Here is an 18775-nt window from a genome sequence, read left to right as displayed (position 1 = left end):
ATGACGTGGATCACACAGCTGTCAGGCACTCGGCGCGCTCATTCGCCGCGATAGGTCGCCTTCCCCGGGCCGATCTCGAGGAAACTGCGCACCGCGCCGCGCAGGTCGGCGGTCGCGAACAGCTCGCCCGAGATGTCCGGCGTCACCGAATCCGCGTGTGCCACACCGCCGGACCGCCACGCCTCGATGATCTGCTTGGTCGCCGCGTGCGCGCGGGTGGGGCCGGCGGCGAGCCGGGCGACCAGTTGCAGCGCGGCGGCCTCGACGTCGTCGTGCACCCCGTTGACCACGCCCCAGTCGGCCATCGTGGCGGCGTCGTAGAGGTCACCGGTCATCACGAACTCGCGGGCGCGACCCGAGCCGGCCCGTTCGGCCAGCCGCTGCGGGCCGCCCATCGACGGCGTCAGCCCGACGACCGTCTCGACCAACCCGAACTTGGCCTTCGGCGCGGCCAGGATGAAGTCGCAGGCCAGCGCGATCTCGAAGGCCGCGGTGAGGGTGAGACCGTGCGCGGCGAAGACCACCGGGCACGGCAGCGCCTCGATCGGGTGGATGATCTGGGCGAACAGGTCGTTCCACAGCCGGGCACCCTCCTCGACGGTGAGCCCGTCGAAGATGTTGACGTCCACGCCACCCGAGACGACCTTGCCCTCGGCCCGGATCAGCACCGCGCGCGGCGGCTGCTTGCCCACCGCGGCGATATCGGCGATCAGCGAGTCGATGAGGCGGCGGTCGAACAGGTTCAACGGCGGGTGGGCGATGGTGATCGTCGCGATCTCGGCACCGGCTTCGGTGAAGTCGCGGATCAAACGGGTCGGCTGCGTTGCGCTCATCCGGTCAGACTAGAACCAGCTCCGGCGCGAGGACCAGGGTGGAGATCGCGCCCACATCGTGGAACCAGCGGGGTGTCGGCGCTCGTTGGCATGATGAGCTGTCGGGGACCGCGGTGCCCTACAGTTCGTTTCGTCGGGGCGGAAGAGGAGGACGACGCCGTGTTCAACAAAGCGATCGAGAAGGCCGTGGTCGATGTGCTCGACACCGGTTCCAAGCTGCAGGCGCCCGCCGTGCGTCGCTACGTCGAATTCCTACGTGAACGCCATCCCGCCGAGAGCCCCGCCCAGATCGTGGAGCGGCTGGAGAAGCAGTACCTGCTCGCCGTCACCGGCAGTGGTGCCGCGGTCGGCGCGACCGCGGCCGTGCCCGGCATCGGCACGCTGGCCGCGCTCGGCGCGATCAGCGCGGAGACCGCGTTCTTCATGGAGGCCTCGGCCCTGTTCACTCTCGCCGAGGCCTATGTGCACGGCATCGAGCCCGAGGACAAGGAAGCCCGGCGCGCGATGGTGCTCGCCGTCGTCCTGGGCGACGCGGGCATGGCGATCGTGCAGAAGGGACTCGGCACCTCGTCCAAGAACTGGGCGGGCGCGCTGGCCAACAAGGTGCCCGGGATCTCCGCGATCAACAACAAGCTGGTGCAGCAGTTCATCAAGCGCTTCATCACCAAGCGCGCCGCGCTGATGGCGGGCAAGATCCTGCCCGCCGGCATCGGCGCCGCCATCGGTGGCGCGGGCAACCGGGCGCTGGGCAAGGTGACGATCGACAACGCGCGCAAGGCTTTCGGGCCCGCGCCCGCGTTCTGGCCCTCGCCGCTGCACCCGGTCATCGACGCCGATCCGCTGCCGGCCATCGACGCCGCGACCGCGAAGAAGCGGTGACCGGGCGCCGCGGCGACGCTGTGCGACTGCGCGGCGTCGGCAAGCAGTTCGAGCTGGTCCACGCCGTGCACGAGGTCGGCTTCGCGGTGCCCGCCGGTGCGGTCACCGCGCTCGTCGGCCCCACCGGCGCGGGCAAGTCGACGGTGCTGCGGATGGTGCTCGGCCTACAGAAACCGACCACGGGCACCGTCGAGATCGACGTGCCCGGCACCGGACCTGGCGCGGTGGGCGCGGTACTGACTCCGCGCGGACTGCATCCGGCGCGCACGGTCCGCGATCATCTGCGCTGTTACGCGCCGGTCGCGGGGGCGTCCCGACGGCGCGTGGACGCGGTGCTGGCCGAGACCGGGCTCGCCACGGTCGCCGAGACGGTGATCGCTCAGCTGCAGCCGGGCCAGCAGACCCGGTTGGCGCTGGGCACCGCGCTGCTGGCCGATCCCCCGCTGCTGGTCCTGGACGACCCGTTCACCGGTGCCGACGGCGTGGAGCGTGGCTGGCTGCACGAGCTGCTGCGCGGGCACACCGCTCGCGGCGGCACCGCGCTGATCAGCGCCGACAAGCTGGCCGATGTGGTGGCCACCGCCGATCATCTCGTCGTGTTGAGCGAGGGCGCGGTCGTCTGGCAGGGCACGCCGGCCAAGCTGCGCCGCGGCCATCCCGACCGGCTGGTCGTGGCCGCCTCGCCCTCGATCGCGCTGGCCACCGCGCTGGCCGCGCGGGGCTACACCGACGCGGTGATGCGGCCCGACGGCAGGCTGGCCGTCGCCGAGGCGAGCGAGGCCACCATCCGCGCCGTCGCCGAGGCCGCGCAGGTGCGCATCGGCAGTATCGTCGCCGATCCGATCCATCCCGACCGGGTCCTCGCCTCGCTCACCAAACCCCGCGGGCACCGGCACACCGTGCCCGCGCCGCAGGCGAATCCCGCCGGTTTCGCCCCGGCGCCGACCTCGTATGGGATGCCACGATGACCTCAGTGCTGCCCGCCGATCTCCTGCCCGGCCTCGAGTCCGAGGCGCGCAAGGTCGTCGCCGTGCGCCCGACCCGCCTGCTGCTCGGCGCGCCCGTGGCCCTGGCGCTGATCGGCACGCTGATCACCGCGCTGCTGTCGGGTCCCGCCGACCCGAAGGGGCAACCCGCCACCGGCGCCGCGACCATCGGGCTCTATCTCGGGCTGGCCGCGGTGTTCGTGGTGGCCGCCCTGCTCGGCATCGCCGCCACCGGTGGCGAGTACCGGCGCAAGACCATGGCGCTGACCGCCCTGTTCGCCCCCGATCGCGACCAGCTGGCGACCGCGAAATTCGTCACCACCGCCGCGTTCGCCTTCGCGGTGGCGCTGGCCGCCGAAGTGGCGAGTCTGCTGGCGCTGCTGGTGGCGGGGCGCGGCAAGTTCGACTTCGGCTGGCAGCTGTTCGAGGTGCTCGGCGCCGGTCTGCTGGTCGCCCTGTGCTGGGCGGTGATCGGCGCGGGCCTCGGCCTGCTGCTGCGCACGGTCAGCGGCACGGTCTGGCTGCTGCTGGGCTGGGCCTTCATCCTGGAGCCGCTGATCTGGGTCGTGGTCAAGGGCTTCGGCGCCGGTGGCTTCGCCACCCTGCTGCCGGTCTCGGCCACGGTGGCCGGAGTCAGCGCGGGTTCGTTCGCGGAGGCCGAGGTCTTCGCGCCGACCCCGGCCGCCCTGGTGATCCTGCTGTTGTGGACCGCCGGAATCGGCGCCGCGGGCTGGTGGGACCTGCGCACCCGCGACCTGTAGGCCCGGTGGCAGCCACCGAACCGGGCTGGATCCGCAGACTCTGGCGCCTGAGCCTGGGCCATCCCCGGCTGATCGCGGGCATCACCGCCTCTGTGCTGGCCGGCGCGGTCGTCTCGATCGCGGCGCCGCTGGCCACCAAACGCGCCGTCGACGCGGCGGTCGCGGGCGACACGACGGTCATCGGCGGTGCCGCGGCGCTGCTCGCCCTGCTGGCGGTCGGCCGGTTCGTCGTCACCTTCGCGCGCAGGCTCTGGGCGGGCAAGCTGTCGCTGGAGGTACAGCACAGTCTGCGGGTATCGCTGCTGGCCGCGCTGCAACGCCTCGACGGCGCGGGGCAGGACGCGATCCGCACCGGCCAGGTGGTGTCGCGCTCGATCACCGATCTGCAGCTGGTGCAGGGATTGCTGGCGATGGTCCCGTGGTCGGGGTTGGCGGTCCTGCAGTTCGTGCTCTCGGCGGTGGTGATGGTGTGGCTGAGCCCACCGCTGGCCCTGGCCGCGCTGCTGGTCGCGCCCGCGATGGCGGTGATCGTGCTGCGGCTGCGGCCACGGCTGTACGCGGCGACCTGGTCGGCGCAGCAGCGCGCCGCCGACCTGGCCGAACACGTCGAGCAGACCGTCACCGGGGTGCGCGTGGTGAAGGGGTTCGGGCAGGAGGCCCGGATGGTCGACGTGCTCGAGGACCACAGCCGCCGCCTGTTCGCCGAGCGGCTGCGCGCCGCCAGGATCAACGCCGGGTTCGCCCCCGTGGTCGCGGCGCTGCCGCAGGCCGGGCTGGTCGCGGTGATCATCGTCGGCGGCGTGCTGGCCCGGCAGGGCGCGATCGGCGTCGGCACCTTCCTCGCGTTCACCGCCTACCTGGCCACCATGACGTCCTCGGCCCGCACGATCACCTCGGTGGTGATCATGGGTCAGCTCACCAAGGCCGCCGTCGACCGGGTATTCCAGGTCGTCGACGCGGCGCCGGTGCTGGTCGATCCGGACAAGCCGGTCGCCCTGCCCACGGGCCCGCTCGGCATCGAATTCGACGCGGTGAGTTTCGGATTCGAGGCCGGTCAGCCGGTGCTGCGCGACCTCGATCTCACCGTGCGGCCGGGCGAGACGGTCGCCGTCATCGGTCCGGCCGGGTCGGGCAAGTCGACGCTGTCGCTGCTGCTACCCCGCTTCTACGCGCCCGACGCGGGCCGGATCAGCCTGGTCGGCACCGACGGCACCCGGGTCGACCTGGCCGAGTTGCGCGCCGACGAACTGCGCGGCGCGCTCGGGGTGGTCTTCGACGATCCCTTCCTGTTCTCCGACACCATCGCCGCCAATATCGCCCTCGGCCGTCCCGGGGCCACCGATGCCGAGATCAGGGCCGCCGCGACCGCCGCCGTCGCCGACGAGTTCATCGCCGAACTCCCCGACGGCTACGACACCGTCATCGGTGAGCGCGGCCTGACGCTGTCCGGCGGGCAGCGCCAGCGCATCGCCCTGGCCAGGGCCCTGCTCACCCGCCCGCGCGTGCTCGTCCTCGACGACGCCACCTCCGCGGTCGACGCCGTCACCGAGGCGGAGATCTTCCGCAGGCTGCCCGACCCCGGCGGCCGGACGACACTGATCCTGGCCCACCGCGAGTCCACACTGGCCCAGGCCGACCGGATCATCCGGCTGCCCGCGCCCGCCGGCTCCACGGTGCCCACCGCGCCCACGCTCACCACGAAACACCCCGACGGTGGTCGCCCCCGCTCGATGGCCGCGGCGGCGACCGACCTCAGCGAGACACCCGAACTGCGCGCCGCCGTCGACGCGCTGCCCCCGGCCACCGAATCTCCCGGCCTGCCCGGCGACCTGCGGGCCCCGCAGCCCGAGTTCGGCCTGCGCGCGCTGCTGCGCCCGGTACGCGGCCTGGTCTGCGCGGTGATGCTGCTGCTGACCGTCGACGCGTTGATCGGCGTCGCCTTCCCGCCGCTGGTCCGCTACGCCATCGACACCGGCGTCACCGCGGGCGACGGCACCGCGCTCGCGCTCGCCGGCATCGTCGGGATCGGGCTGGTGCTGGCCGGGCTGGTCGTCGGCGCGGCCGTCACCGTGCTCACCGCGCGCACCGGCGAACGCGTGCTGTTCGGGCTGCGGGTGCGCAGTTACGCGCACTTGCAGCGGCTCGGCCTGGATTTCTACGAGCGCGAACTGTCCGGCCGGATCATGACCAGGATGACCACCGACGTCGACGCGCTCTCGACGTTCCTGCAGACCGGCGTCGCCACCGGTCTGGTCGGGCTGATCACCCTGGTCGGCGTGGCCATCGGCCTGGTCTTCATCGACGCGGGCCTGGCGCTGATCGTGCTGGCCACCGTGCCGCCGATGCTGCTGGCGACGCTGGCGTTCCGCCGGGTGTCCTCCTCGGCCTACACCGTCTCCCGCGAGCGGGTGTCGGTGGTCAACGCCGACTTCCAGGAGAACATCGCGGGTTTGCGCGCTGTGCAGGCCGCGCGCAACGAGCCGAGCGCCGCGCGCCGCTTCGCCGAGTACTCGCACCGCTACCGTGACGCCCGCGTCCGTGCCCAGCGCGCCATCGCCGCCTATTTCTCCTTCGGGCTGGCCTGGGCCGACCTCGCCCTGGCGGTGGTGGTGTACCTCGGCGCGAACGCGGTCGCCGACGGCCGGACCACGACCGGCACGCTGGTCGCCTTCGTGCTGTATCTGGGCCTGCTGTTCGGCCCGATCCAGGAGCTCTCGCAGGTCTTCGACGGCTATCAGCAGGCCAGGGTCGGCCTGCGCCGGATCGGTGACCTGCTGCGCACCGAGTCCGCCATCGCGGCCGATCCACCGGACGCGGTGACGATCGACCGGCTCGACGGCGAGATCGTCTTCGACGACGTGCGCTTCCGCTACCCCGGCGCCAACGCCCCCGCCCTGGACGGGGTCTCCTTCACCGTCCCCGCGGGCTCGACGCTCGCGCTCGTCGGCGCGACCGGCGCGGGCAAATCGACGATCGTGAAGCTGCTGGCTCGTCTCTACGACCTCCCGGACGACCCGGCGGCGGGCTCGATCCGCGTCGACGGCGTCGATTCACGTAAATTTGTGCTCACCGACTATCGCGGCCGGCTGGGAATTGTGCCTCAGGAAGCTCACCTGTTCACCGGTGACGTCGCGAGCAACATTGCGTTCGGGCAACCTTTCGCCACGGCAGTGGACATCGGCACCGCGGCCGCCACCGTCGGCGCGGCGGAGATGATCGACGGATTACCGCAAAAAATGAACCAACCGGTCGGTGAAAGAGGGCGCGGATTATCCGCCGGACAGCGTCAGCTGATCGCGCTCGCCCGGGCCGAACTGGTCGATCCCGATCTGCTCCTGCTCGACGAGGCCACCTCGACACTGGATCCGCAGACCGAGGCATCGGTGCTGGTAGCGAGTCGATCGCTGGCACGCGGCCGGACCACCGTCGTGGTCGCGCACCGGCTCGCCACCGCAGCGCGGGCCGACCTCGTCGGCGTGGTCGAACAGGGCCGCGTGGTGGAATTCGGCACGCCGCAGGAACTGCTGGCCCAGGGCGGACGTTACGCGCGACTCTGGGCGGCGGGCGGCGAAGCCGAGGGAATACTGTCGGCGCGTGACCGGTAGCAGCCGGGGAGATCGGGTCAGTCGCAACACGGGTATGCCGCTGGGCATATGCTCGGTGAGGGCGCATCGGCAGCCATCCGCTGATACCCCTGCCGGGCACGTCACAAACGTCGCAGCGCGAAGAACGAAATGAGGCGAACACCAGCTGTGAGCAGCTCAACTTCCCAGTTCGGACAGAACCAGTGGCTAGTCGACGAGATGTATCAGAAGTTCAAACAGGACCCATCCTCGGTCGACGCCAGTTGGCACGAGTTCCTCGCGGATTACACCCCGGAGGTCGGCGCCGAATCCGGTAACAGCCAGACTCCGGCTCCCGCCGCGGCACCCGCGCCGGCCGCCGCTCCCGCGCCTGCCGCGAAGCCCGCCGTGGCGACGGCCCCGCCGGCTCCGGCTCCGGCGCCCGCCCCCAAGCCCGCTCCCGCGACCGTGCGCGCACCGCAGACCACCCCCGCGCCGGTGTCCAACGCACCGGCCACCGCCGCGCCCAAGGCTGTCGCCACCGCCGACGAGACCAAGGTGCTGCGCGGCCCGGCCGCGGCCATCGCGAAGAACATGTCGGCCTCGCTGACGATCCCCACCGCGACCTCGGTGCGCGCGATCCCGGCGAAGCTGATGATCGACAACCGCCTGGTGATCAACAACCACCTGGCCCGCACCCGCGGCGGCAAGATCTCCTTCACCCACCTGCTCGGCTACGCGATCGTGCAGGCGGTCAAGGCGTTCCCGAACCTGAACCGGCACTTCGCCGAGATCGACGGCAAGCCGAACTCGGTCACCCCGGCGCACACCAACCTGGGCCTGGCGATCGACCTCGCAGGTAAGGACGGCAGCCGCTCGCTGGTCGTCGCCGCGATCAAGGAAACCGAAGACATGAGCTTCGGGCAGTTCCACACCGCCTACGAGGACATCGTCCGCCGCGCCCGCGAGGGCAAGCTCGGCGCCGACGACTTCTCCGGCGTCACCATCTCGCTGACCAACCCGGGCACCATCGGCACCGTGCACTCGGTGCCGCGGCTGATGCCGGGCCAGGGCGCGATCATCGGTGCGGGCGCGATGGAATACCCGGCCGAGTTCCAGGGCATGAGCGACGAGCGGATCGCCGATATCGGCGTCGGCAAGCTGATGACGCTGACCTCGACCTACGACCACCGCATCATCCAGGGCGCCGAGTCGGGCGACTTCCTGCGCACCATCCACAACCTGCTGATCTCCGACGAGTTCTACGACGAGATCTTCCACGGCCTCGGCGTGCCGTACGAGCCGGTCCGCTGGCGCAAGGACATCAGCGAGCGCGGCGTCGACAAGAGCGCCCGCGTGCTCGAGATGATCGCGGCCTACCGCAACCGCGGTCACCTGATGGCCGACACCGACCCGCTGCGCCTGGTCAAGGACAAGTTCCGCAGCCACCCCGACCTCGATGTCACCGAGCACGGGCTGACCCTGTGGGACCTCGACCGCACCTTCAACGTCGCCGGCTTCCACGGCCAGGAGCGGATGAAGCTGCGCGACGTGCTGTCGATCCTGCGCGACGCCTACTGCCGCCACGTCGGGGTGGAGTACACCCACATCCTCGACGTCGAGCAGCTCAAGTGGATCCAGGACCGGGTCGAGCAGAAGCACGTCAAGCCGACGGTCGCCCAGCAGAAGTACATCCTGAACCGGCTCAACGCCGCCGAGGCGTTCGAGACGTTCCTGCAGACCAAGTACGTCGGTCAGAAGCGCTTCTCGCTCGAGGGCGCCGAGGCCGTCATCCCGATGATGGACGCCACCATCGACCAGTGCGCCGAGCACGGGCTCGACGAGGTCGTCATCGGCATGCCGCACCGCGGTCGCCTCAACGTGCTGGCCAACATCGTCGGCAAGCCGTATTCGAAGATCTTCACCGAGTTCGAGGGCAACATGAACCCGGCGGCCACCCACGGCTCCGGCGACGTGAAGTACCACCTCGGCGCGCAGGGCCAGTACCTGCAGATGTTCGGCGACAACGAGATCGAGGTCTCGCTCACCGCGAACCCGTCGCACCTGGAGGCGGTCGACCCCGTCCTCGAGGGCCTCGTGCGCGCCAAGCAGGACCTGCTGGACAAGGGCGATGGTCCCGAGGGCTTCTCGGTCATGCCGCTGATGCTGCACGGTGACGCCGCGTTCGCCGGTCAGGGCGTGGTCGCGGAGACGCTGAACCTGGGTGGCCTGCGCGGCTACCGGGTCGGCGGCACCATCCACATCGTGGTGAACAACCAGATCGGCTTCACCACCGCGCCGGAGAACAGCCGCTCCACCGAATACTCCACCGACATCGCGAAGTTCATCGGCGCGCCGATCTTCCACGTCAACGGTGACGACCCGGAGGCCTGCGACTGGGTCGCGCGCCTGGCGGTCGATTTCCGGCAGAAGTTCCGCAAGGACGTCGTCATCGACCTCGTCTGCTACCGCCGCCGCGGGCACAACGAGGGCGACGACCCCTCGATGACCCAGCCGGAGATGTACGACGTCATCGACACCAAGCGTTCGGTCCGCAAGGCCTACACCGAATCGCTGATCGGTCGTGGCGACATCTCCATGAAGGAGGCCGAGGACGCGCTGCGCGACTACCAGGGTCAGCTGGAGCGCGTGTTCAACGAGGTCCGCGAGCTGGAGAAGTACGTTCCGGAGCCGTCGGAGTCCGTCGAGGACGACCAGAAAGTGCCTGCCACCGTGCAGACCGCGGTCGACAAGTCGGTCCTGCAGCGCATCGGCGACGCCTTCAACACCCCGCCGGACGGCTTCAACGTGCACCCGCGCGTCAAGCCGGTGCTGGAGAAGCGCCGCGAGATGGCCTACGAGGGCAAGGTCGACTGGGCCTTCGCCGAGCTGCTGGCCTTCGGCACGCTGATCGACCAGGGCCACGACGTGCGCCTGACCGGTCAGGACTCGCGCCGCGGCACCTTCACCCAGCGCCACGCGGTCATCATCGACCGCCTCAACGCCAACGAGTACACCCCGCTGCACAACATCGGCTCGGAGAAGCCGGGCTGGTTCGCGGTGCACGACTCGGCGCTGAGCGAGTACGCGGCGGTCGGCTTCGAATACGGCTACTCGCTGGGCAACCCGAATGCCCTGGTGCTGTGGGAAGCCCAGTTCGGTGACTTCGTCAACGGCGCGCAGTCGATCATCGACGAGTTCATCTCCTCCGGTGAGGCCAAGTGGGGCCAGCTCTCCGACGTGGTGCTGCTGCTGCCGCACGGCCACGAGGGCCAGGGTCCCGACCACACCTCGGGCCGCATCGAGCGCTTCCTGCAGCTGTGCGCCGAGGGTTCGATGACCGTCGCGGTCCCGTCGACGCCGGCGAACTACTTCCACCTGCTGCGCCGCCACGCCCTCGACGGCATCCGCCGTCCGCTGATCGTCTTCACCCCGAAGTCGATGCTGCGCAACAAGGCCGTGGTGTCCGACATCAAGGACTTCACCGAGTCGAAGTTCCGCTCGGTGTTCGACGAGCCCACCTACGAGCAGGGCATCGGCGACACCACCAAGGTCAAGCGCATCCTGCTGACCTCGGGCAAGCTCTACTACGAGCTCGCCGCGGAGAAGGCCAAGCAGAAGCGCGAGGACGTGGCCATCGTCCGGATCGAGCAGCTGTACCCGATCCCGACGTACCGCCTCAACGAGGCACTGGCCAAGTACCCCAACGCGACCGACATCGTCTGGGTCCAGGAGGAGCCGGCCAACCAGGGCGCGTGGCCGTTCTTCGGCCTCAACCTCCCCGAGGTCCTCCCGGACCGCCTGGGCAAACTGCGCCGCATCTCGCGTCGCGCCATGTCGGCCCCGTCCTCGGGCTCGTCGAAGGTGCACGCCGTGGAGCAGGCCGAGATCATCGCCGAGGCCTTCGAGCCGACCGCGTAAGTTCTTCGCGCACAACGGCCGACGCCGGGTGGATCACCACGATCCACCCGGCGTCGGCCGTTGTGTGTCTCCGTACCGATCCACAACCCCGAATATTACGAATCGTTGATATTATGAATATGCGGGAACCAAAATATGGAGGCACGATGGCGACGACAGTGGAGATTCCGGACGAGCTACTCGCCGAAGCCTTACGTCTGACCGGGCTGCCCACCAAAAAGGCGGTCATCAATCTCGCGATGGCCGAACTCGTGCAGGGCTACCGGCAGCGTGAGGCACTGACCCGCCTCAAGCGGATGGACCATAATCCGTTCCTGACCGACGACGAGCTGGCCGCCGAGCCTGGCACGCCCCGGTGAGCGCGACGACGGTTCGCCCGCGATACCTTCTCGATCAGTCGGTCATGTCGCACTACCGAACGAAGGCCGGCATCGAACAGACCATCGACGAGCTCGCGATCATCGGTGCTTTGTGTTCGTCGACAGTGACCATGGATGAAGCACGGTTCAGCGCCCGCAACGCAGCCGATCTCGGCTTCCTCACCGAGCTCTACGGGTCGGTCTTCCACTTTCTGCCCGCCGACGACCTCGTCGAGGCGAATGTGCGACGGATCAGGACAGGCTTGTGGAAGATCGGGGCGGGCCGCGGCGCCCAAACCACCGACGTCCAGATCGCCGCGGTCGCGCTGCGCCACGACGCGACCGTCGTCCACAACGACACGGACTTCGTCACCATCAGCCGCGCGATCCCCGAATTCCGCCACCTGCGCGTGATCCCCTGACGGAACGCCGAAGTGCGGCCCGTTCACGTGCCCCGTCTATGAATTCTGTTGCACCCCTGCGTGTTCCGTAGGACAGAGAGATCGGCCTATAGCTGTCGGGCCTGGTGACGTCCGCAGCGGTGCACGACCCGCCGATGGCCGCAATGCTCGCCCGAGCCCGTTGGCGCGTCCGCGCACCAGGTCGAAAACGCCGACAGGGGCGGATCCATACGGATCCGCCCCTGTCGGCGTTTCGGCTAGCTGTTGAGAGTGATCCAGGCTTGACCCGAGAGTTGTTCCAGATCATGGTGATTGGGATAGGTGTCGGTGGTCGCCACGATGGTCGCCTCGACGCGGCCGACGCCGGGGCCCATCCCCATGCCGGTGATCACGCCGTCGGGGGCGTGTTCGATGACGCCGTTGCTGTCGACCTTGTGGGACTGGGCGTTGGCGACGCCGGTGTCGAGGTTCTTCCACCGCACCGAGACGCGATATACCTCGCAGTTCTGTCCGGTCTGGACGATTTTCACGCGGACTCCGAGCTGACCGGCCTGCGGCTGCGGGACCGTCTCGGCGTTGATGATGGCCGCGCAGCCGTTCCCCGGAATCCTGGCGAGAGTCGGGTTGAACTGGACGACCTGGTCCGACGGCGCGGCCGCCGCCGGACCACTGAACCCGACGAGCGCGGTAACGGCCGCTGCGGCGGCCACCCCGACCCGAACCGAAACTCGTTGACCTTGTGTGCTTTTCAGACTCATGCATCGGACTTCGCGACACGCCGGTCGTTCGTTACCCACCGTAATCGTCTCGATATGGCAACGGCCGTGCAGCCGGCCACGATCCACCGGCGTCCGCTGCGGTCGGGCCGGTCGGTGGTCAGCCCGCGTTGCGGGTGCAGACCACGTCGATGACCTCGGTACCGCTGAGGTCCGAGGAGCCGAAGTTGGCCAGGCGGGCGATCGGGACACCGTCGGACAGCCGATCGATGGCCTTGCGGATGGCCTCGCTGCGGTTGGGACCCGAGGCGGCGGCGACCCAGCCCTCCTCGTTCCACACCAGCGCACCGCACCCGTTGGCCCAGGTGACCATGACACCGCAGTCCTCCCCGCCCGCGGCGACACAACCGTCGATCACCGCGGCGCGGGCACCGTCGGCACTGTCCCAGTTCGACGAGGACCAGCTCTCCCACATCTGCGGGCTGAACCCGATCGCGCCGAACAGATCGCCCGCCGCGTTCGCCGAACCGGCACCGAACACCGACCCGGCCGCAAGACCCAACGCCGCTACGGCAACGCCGGCCTTACCCATGAAACTCATTCGAAAGATCCCCTCGTGGAATAGGTTCCGAAATTCGGAACCGTGCAGCTAACCACGAATCCACCGCGAGCGCCACGCGAGCCGAGCCCGGCACGGGCCCGGCCCACAGAGTTCTCTCACTGGTACGCCAGTGCGCCATCACAGGGTCCGGGTAGTGTCCGCCGCGAAGGACAGGGACAGGAGACGGCATGGCGAGCGGACGTAACGGATACCTGCTACTCGGCGGGATCGCGTCGGTGGGGGCCGGCGCGGTGCATTTCCTGGCCGCGGGAATGCACACCGAACACGCCACCTTGGCGCGGTTGATGGTGGTGCTGGCCGCGATCCAGTGCGCGACCGGCGTGGCGGTGCTGCTGAGTGCGCGCAAGCCTGTCGTGGCCGCGATGCTGGCGGTGAACGGCTTCGCGGCGGCGATCTGGGCGTTCACGCGGTTCGCCGATATTCCGTGGATCACCGGCTTGACCGCGGAGGCGCCGCAGGTGGCCGACACCGTCTGCGCGGCACTGGGCGCGCTGGCCGTGCTCGCCGGTGGCGTCGGCCTGCTCCGACCCACCGCCACCGTGCCGCCGCTGCGGTCCGGGATCGCGGCGAGCGCCGTGGGTGTGCTCGCGCTGGCGGCGATGCTCAACGGCGTCGGCCACGTGCACAGTCACGGAGACACCGGCGGCGAGCACGCGCACGCCGCGGGCGAGGAGCACGGCGATCACGACACCGGCACCGCCTGGCCGCGCCCGTTCGACCCCGCGCAGCCGATCGACCTGTCCGGCGTGCCCGGCGTGACGGCCGATCAGCAGCAGCGCGCCACCAACCTGATCCGCAGCACTCTCGACGGCCTGCCCGCCTTCGCCGACGTCACGACGGTCGGCGCGCTGGGCTACCGCTCGATCGGTGACTCCGCGACCGGCTACGAGCACTACATCAACACCGCCTACATCCGCGACGCGAACTTCCTCGACGCCGGCCACCCGGAGTCGCTGGTCTACCGGGTCGACGGCCAGAACCGCACCCTGGTCTCGGCCATGTACATCGCCAACGGCAAGAAGATCGACGACCCGGCGCTGACCGATTTCGGCGGCTCGCTGATGCAGTGGCACGTCCACGACAACCTGTGCTGGAAGGCGGGCGACAACGGCCCGGTCGTCGCCGGTGTCACCGACGCCGCGGGCAACTGCCCGCCCAACTCGATCAATCCCGGCGCGGGCAACCCGATGGTGCACGTGTGGATCGCCCCGCACCAGTGCGGTCCGTTCGCCGCGCTCGAGGGCCATGGTGCGGGCCAGGCGAGCGCCACGGACGGCCGCCGAACCGACACCTGCGGCGGCCACGACCACGGCGGGGGCCACAAGTAGACCGGCTCAACTCGGCCGCACCCAGCGCCGCAACGCGTCGATCGTCGTTTCCGGGGACGTGTTGAAGCAGAACCGGATTCCCGGAGTCAGCTCGGACGCGACATTGATCAATCGCTCGAACAGCAGGGTGTGTTCGGGCGCCATCCGCACCCCGGCGCCGATCATCGCCACCCGGAATTCGCCGCCGGCCGCGCACTCGCGCAGCGTCGTCTCGGCGGCGTCGGGATCGGCGGGCACCAGACAGCTGACGATGTCGAAACCCGCCTCCCGCACGGCGTGCTCGCCCGCGGCGATGCGGGCGGTCAGGGTGGCTTCGTCCAGCTGCGGATAGCGGGAGTAGTCGACCGCGCTCGGCTGCAGGCCGATGGAGAGCACCGTGTCGGTGCGTGAATTCCGTTCTGCCACTGCGTCCTCCGTTGTCATCAGGTACACGACGACCCCCACGCTCGCGACCAGCGCCGCGAGCAGGGCGCCCGCTCTCACCACGACGTGGCGCCCGTCCGGTCGAAGAAACCGCCGCTCGGGCCGTCCCGGTCGACGGTCGCCATGGCCACGATGGCATCGGTGCCCTCGGTGACGGTCTGGAAACCACTGTGCCCGTTGAGGTCGGTCGCGGTGTATCCGGGATCGACCGCGTTGACCTTCATCCTGTCGAGTTCGCTCGCGTACATGACGGTGAGCATGTTCAGCGCCGCCTTGGTGCTCGGATAGCCGAGGGCCGGCGGCAGCAGGCCCGCCCATTTCGGGTCGGTGACGGTAGCGATCGAGCCGATGCCGCTGGAGACCATCACGATCCGTGGATGGGTGGACAGGCGCAGCAGCGGCAGGAACGCGTTGGTCACCCGGATCGGGCCGAAGACATTGGTCTCGAACACCTCCCGCAGCTCCTCGGGCTTCGTGTCCCCCGGCGTGGTGCGCGGGCCGCCGATCGCCGCGTTGTTGATCAGCACGTCGAGGCGGCCCGCCGCGACCTGCACCGCGTCGGCGGCCGCGGCGACGGACTCGTCGGAGGTCACGTCCAGCGCGACGAACCGGACGTCGAGTCCGGCCTCGGCGAATTCGGCCGCCGTCGCCGCGCCCCGCGTGCGGTCGCGGGCGGCGAGAAAGACCTGCCAGCCCGAACCGGCCAGTCTGCGGACCGTTTCCCGGCCCAGTCCCTTGTTGGCCCCGGTGACCAGGGCGATCGTTGTCGTCATGGCTTCAGATTCCGCCCCGCGCGGTGTGGCCTCCAGTGCCGGCGAGGCATAGGACTCGCGGTACCACCCCGGCGGCCGGGACCTGCGGCACCATGGAAGACGTGGACAGAGCGGAATTGGCGACGGTGCTGCGCACGGCGCGGTCCCGGCTCGGCCCCGCCGACGCGGGCCTGCCGAGCGGACCGCGCAGGCAGGTGCCGGGGCTGCGACGCGAGGAAGTGGCGAGTCTGGCCGGTGTCAGCGTCGACTACATCGTCCGGTTGGAGCAGGGGCGCGGGCCCAAACCCTCCGATCAGGTACTCGGCGCGCTCACCAGGGCGCTGCGGCTCACCGATGTCGACCGCGATCTGGTCTTCCGGCTCGCCGGGTCCGAACCGCCGCAGGCGGGCCGGGTTCCGATGGTCATCCGGCCCAGTGTGCTGCGGCTGCTGGATCGCCTGTCGGACCTGCCGGTGCTGGTGCTCTCGGCCAAATCCGACATCCTCGCCTGGAATCCGCTGGCGGCGGCCCTGCTCGGCGACTTCTCCGCGATCCCGCCCGCCCGGCGCAACATCATGTGGCAGCGCTTCCTCGGCACCGGGATGGGTCGCGTCGTGATGACGCCGGAGGAGGCCGACAGCAATGCCGCCGCCTGCGTCGGCTGCCTGCGCGCGGTCAAGGCCGCCTACCCCGACGACCCGGACCTGACCCGGCTGCTCACCGAACTCCGCACCGGCAGCGCGGAATTCGAGGAGCACTGGCAGGCGGGCCGCTCCAGCGTCATGCACAGCCTGACCAAGACCATCGCCCATCCGCAGCTGGGCACCCTCAGCCTGGACTGCGACGCCATGCACGTCCCCGACACCGACCAGACCGTCATCATCTACTCGGCTCCCCCGCACACCCCCACCGCGACCGCCCTGGACCTGCTCCGCGTCACCGGCCTGGAAACCTTCGCGACACCACCGCCCGAATAACCGGTGGCCGCGGCACCGCCGCCGGGCTACCGTGCGTTCCTCGGCAAGGAGGAACGATGCGAACGACGACGACCCTGTGGCGGCCGACGGGACCCGAAGAGCTGGCCCTGGTCGCCGCGTCCGGGTGGTCGGCCTGGCCGCCGCGCCTGCCCGACCAGCCGATCTTCTACCCGGTCTGCACCGAGTCCTACGCCGTCCTGATCGCCCGCGACTGGAACGTCCCGGCCTCCGGCGCCGGCTACGTGACGCGCTTCGCCGTCCGCACCGAGTACCTCGACGCCTACGAGGTGCGACAGGCGGGCGGCCGCGACATCCTCGAATACTGGATCCCGGCCGAGGATCTCACCGACTTCAACCGCAATATCGTCGGCCCCATCGAGGTGGTCCGCCGCTTCCCGGACGACGCGCCACTCCCCGGCTGACGATCGTCAGGCGGCTCCGGTCCGCTCACTCGGAGCCGCCGCCCGGATCGCCGTCGACACTCGTCGACGGGCTAGCCCCGCATGCCACTCTCGGCCAGATCACGGCCGAGCACGCGCGCACCGTCCTGCACGCGGAGATCGATGCCGCCCGCGCGCGCTGACCACCACGGTCTTCGCGGGGCGAGCTCTCAGACCGAGCCCTTCGGATCTGTCGCGCGCGTGAGATCCAGATCGATCTCGAAGGGCACGGACAGACGCAGGCGGTCGTGGTGGATACCGGCGGTCGAATACCGGCGCGTGGCGGGGTCGAGTTCGTAGACGTACACGACCGCTCGTCCGTTGACGTTCTCCACCCGCCAGAAGGCAGGAATCCCGGCCTCGGCGTAGAGCTGCGGTTTACGGTATCGGTCGCGCTCGACCGAATCCGGGGACATGACTTCGACCACCAGGAGGACATCTTCGGGTCGGTATGTGGTCTGGTCCAGACCGTCGACACCTGCCGTGTCCACGACCATCACATCGGGTTCGGGCCGTTGACGTGGCCCGAGCTCCCGTCGATCAGCTGAGTATGCGGCGGCAGATCACTCAGATGATCCAGGTCTTCGGCGAAATATCCCCCCGGTGGCGGCACCGGCCAGCTCAACGGGGCCCTGCCCCCCGGTGGCATCGGATCCGCGGTCATCGGCTCCTCGCTCGTCGCACGGCGATCGTCTGACCTGGCCAGTATGGCACGGTGCACTCCGGCCGCCCACCGGCGCGGACAGGCGGCGCGGACGCCCTCGGCGCCGGGGCGCCGAGGGCCTTTCCGTCAGACGGCCGCTGTGCGGGTGCGGAGTTCGGCCACGGCGGTGGCGGTGTCCGCCATCACCAGCTCGGCGTTGATCTGCGCACCGGCCATGGCCCCGGCCGCCGCGGCCGCACCGACCTGGGCGGACGGGTCGGTGGCATTGCCCGCGATCCAGACACCCGGGACTTCGGTGCGGCCGACGGGGTCGGCGGGGATGTGGTCGCCCGCGCCGGACGGGTGCGGCTGCGCGACCAGGCCCAGGTCGGCGAGGAAAGTGGCGCGAGTGTTCATGCGCGGGCCGACGACGAGGGCGTCGCGGTCGAGCACGGTCCCGTCGGCCAGGCGGACGCCGGTGAGCGTGCCCGCACCCGACAGCACCTCGGTGACCTCGCCGTCGAGGATCCGGATGCCGCGCGCGGCAAGCTTTTCCGCGTCTTCGTCGCTCAACGCGGCACCGGTGTGGGTCAGGAAGACGATGTCATCGCTCAGCTGGCTGAACAGCAGCGCCTGGTGCACCGACATCGGTCCGCCCGCGAGGATGGCGATCCGCTGGTCGCGCACCTCCCAGCCGTGGCAGTAGGGACAGTGCAGGACACCGTGGCCCCACTGTTCCCGCAGGCCGGGCACATCGGGGAGCTCGTCGGCGAGGCCGGTGGCGACCAGGACGCGGCGCGCGAGCACCGTGCGCCCGTCGTCGAGAAACACCCGGAACCCGTCCGGCGCGGCACCGTCGACCCGCTCGACCGAGGCGACCGCACCCGAAACCACCTGCCCGCCGTACCCCCGCACCTCCGCGCGCCCGAGTTCGAGCAACTCGGCCGGCGGCATTCCGTCTCGCGCCAGCAATCCGTGCACCCCGTCGGCCGGCGCGTTGCGGGGCGACCCCGCGTCGATCACGACGACGGATCGCCGGGACCTGGCCAGCATCAGCGCCCCGTTCAGCCCGGCGGCACCACCACCGATCACCACCACGTCATAGGTGTCGTTCAACTCTGTCATCTCGACCTCCTTCGCCGACCACCGTGCCGTCTGCGCCCGCGTCCTG

The 18775-nt window shown here is 70.1% G+C and carries 18 protein-coding genes; 10 read left to right on the top strand and 8 right to left on the bottom strand.

Going from position 1 to position 18775, the window contains the following annotated elements; all coding sequences use genetic code 11:
* Positions 1–38 precede the first annotated feature (38 nt).
* A complete protein-coding gene (locus ACIO52_RS05255; RefSeq protein WP_316575925.1) occupies positions 39–833 on the bottom strand; it encodes an enoyl-CoA hydratase/isomerase family protein in 795 nt (264 codons plus the stop codon).
* A gap of 159 nt (positions 834–992) precedes the next feature.
* Here ACIO52_RS05255 and ACIO52_RS05250 point away from each other — a divergent pair, with 159 nt between their 5' ends.
* From ACIO52_RS05250 to ACIO52_RS05220, 7 genes are all read left to right on the top strand, one after another.
* Complete coding sequence (locus ACIO52_RS05250; RefSeq protein WP_342802000.1) at positions 993–1712, top strand: hypothetical protein; 720 nt, start codon at positions 993–995, stop codon at positions 1710–1712.
* On the top strand, positions 1709–2680 hold the full coding sequence (locus ACIO52_RS05245; protein ID WP_402641838.1) for an ATP-binding cassette domain-containing protein: 972 nt from the start codon (positions 1709–1711) through the stop codon (positions 2678–2680). Before ACIO52_RS05250 ends, ACIO52_RS05245 begins: the two co-directional genes overlap by 4 nt.
* Positions 2677–3459 (top strand): ABC transporter permease, encoded by a 783-nt coding sequence (locus ACIO52_RS05240; protein ID WP_402641835.1) that lies wholly within the window; start codon positions 2677–2679, stop codon positions 3457–3459. Before ACIO52_RS05245 ends, ACIO52_RS05240 begins: the two co-directional genes overlap by 4 nt.
* 5 nt (positions 3460–3464) lie before the next feature.
* Positions 3465–7064 carry an ABC transporter ATP-binding protein gene (locus ACIO52_RS05235; RefSeq protein ID WP_402641832.1) on the top strand — a complete coding sequence of 1200 codons (3600 nt, stop codon included), beginning with the start codon at positions 3465–3467 and terminating at the stop codon, positions 7062–7064.
* 129 nt (positions 7065–7193) lie between these two features.
* Positions 7194–10943: a multifunctional oxoglutarate decarboxylase/oxoglutarate dehydrogenase thiamine pyrophosphate-binding subunit/dihydrolipoyllysine-residue succinyltransferase subunit gene (locus ACIO52_RS05230; protein ID WP_218719943.1), complete on the top strand. Its 3750-nt coding sequence runs from the start codon at positions 7194–7196 to the stop codon at positions 10941–10943.
* 146 nt (positions 10944–11089) lie between these two features.
* Entirely contained in the window at positions 11090–11302 is a 213-nt protein-coding gene (locus ACIO52_RS05225) for a type II toxin-antitoxin system VapB family antitoxin (protein ID WP_218719942.1), read from the top strand.
* Positions 11299–11724, top strand: coding sequence for a PIN domain-containing protein (locus tag ACIO52_RS05220; RefSeq protein ID WP_308248575.1), 426 nt, complete (start codon positions 11299–11301; stop codon positions 11722–11724). The genes ACIO52_RS05225 and ACIO52_RS05220 overlap by 4 nt, the downstream gene beginning before the upstream one ends.
* 236 nt (positions 11725–11960) lie before the next feature.
* Here ACIO52_RS05220 and ACIO52_RS05215 read toward each other — a convergent pair whose 3' ends face one another.
* Both ACIO52_RS05215 and ACIO52_RS05210 read right to left on the bottom strand, forming a co-directional pair.
* Positions 11961–12413, bottom strand: a complete 453-nt coding sequence (locus tag ACIO52_RS05215; protein ID WP_218719940.1) for a hypothetical protein — start codon at positions 12411–12413, stop codon at positions 11961–11963.
* 166 nt (positions 12414–12579) lie between these two features.
* Positions 12580–13020: a DUF4189 domain-containing protein gene (locus tag ACIO52_RS05210; RefSeq protein WP_218719939.1), complete on the bottom strand. Its 441-nt coding sequence runs from the start codon at positions 13018–13020 to the stop codon at positions 12580–12582.
* Between the two features lie 188 nt (positions 13021–13208).
* Between ACIO52_RS05210 and ACIO52_RS05205 the strand changes: the two genes are divergently transcribed.
* Positions 13209–14369: a hypothetical protein gene (locus ACIO52_RS05205; protein WP_316575928.1), complete on the top strand. Its 1161-nt coding sequence runs from the start codon at positions 13209–13211 to the stop codon at positions 14367–14369.
* A gap of 6 nt (positions 14370–14375) precedes the next feature.
* On the opposite strand, the gene ACIO52_RS05200 is transcribed toward ACIO52_RS05205, so the two are convergent.
* A complete protein-coding gene (locus ACIO52_RS05200; protein WP_316575929.1) occupies positions 14376–14774 on the bottom strand; it encodes a hypothetical protein in 399 nt (132 codons plus the stop codon).
* A 74-nt stretch (positions 14775–14848) separates the two neighbouring features.
* Entirely contained in the window at positions 14849–15565 is a 717-nt protein-coding gene (locus ACIO52_RS05195; protein WP_218719936.1) for an SDR family NAD(P)-dependent oxidoreductase, read from the bottom strand.
* A gap of 101 nt (positions 15566–15666) precedes the next feature.
* Here ACIO52_RS05195 and ACIO52_RS05190 point away from each other — a divergent pair, with 101 nt between their 5' ends.
* Positions 15667–16521: a helix-turn-helix transcriptional regulator gene (locus ACIO52_RS05190; protein ID WP_402641823.1), complete on the top strand. Its 855-nt coding sequence runs from the start codon at positions 15667–15669 to the stop codon at positions 16519–16521.
* Positions 16522–16577: 56 nt separating this feature from the next.
* Positions 16578–16943 carry an ADP-ribosylation/crystallin J1 gene (locus ACIO52_RS05185; RefSeq protein WP_218719934.1) on the top strand — a complete coding sequence of 122 codons (366 nt, stop codon included), beginning with the start codon at positions 16578–16580 and terminating at the stop codon, positions 16941–16943.
* Positions 16944–17131: 188 nt separating this feature from the next.
* Here ACIO52_RS05185 and ACIO52_RS05180 read toward each other — a convergent pair whose 3' ends face one another.
* The 3 genes from ACIO52_RS05180 to ACIO52_RS05170 all read right to left on the bottom strand — a co-directional run bounded on the left by ACIO52_RS05180 (position 17132) and on the right by ACIO52_RS05170 (position 18729).
* On the bottom strand, positions 17132–17452 hold the full coding sequence (locus ACIO52_RS05180; protein WP_316575931.1) for a Uma2 family endonuclease: 321 nt from the start codon (positions 17450–17452) through the stop codon (positions 17132–17134).
* Between the two features lie 5 nt (positions 17453–17457).
* The gene (locus ACIO52_RS05175; RefSeq protein WP_402641819.1) at positions 17458–17625 is read right to left on the bottom strand and encodes a hypothetical protein; all 168 of its coding nucleotides are present in this window, start codon (positions 17623–17625) and stop codon (positions 17458–17460) included.
* 126 nt (positions 17626–17751) lie between these two features.
* Complete coding sequence (locus tag ACIO52_RS05170; protein WP_402641816.1) at positions 17752–18729, bottom strand: NAD(P)/FAD-dependent oxidoreductase; 978 nt, start codon at positions 18727–18729, stop codon at positions 17752–17754.
* Positions 18730–18775 lie beyond the last annotated feature (46 nt).

The organism is Nocardia sp. NPDC087230 (genome assembly GCF_044744725.1).
Classification (GTDB): domain Bacteria; phylum Actinomycetota; class Actinomycetes; order Mycobacteriales; family Mycobacteriaceae; genus Nocardia; species Nocardia canadensis.
This window is presented reverse-complemented; position numbering and strand designations above follow the sequence as displayed.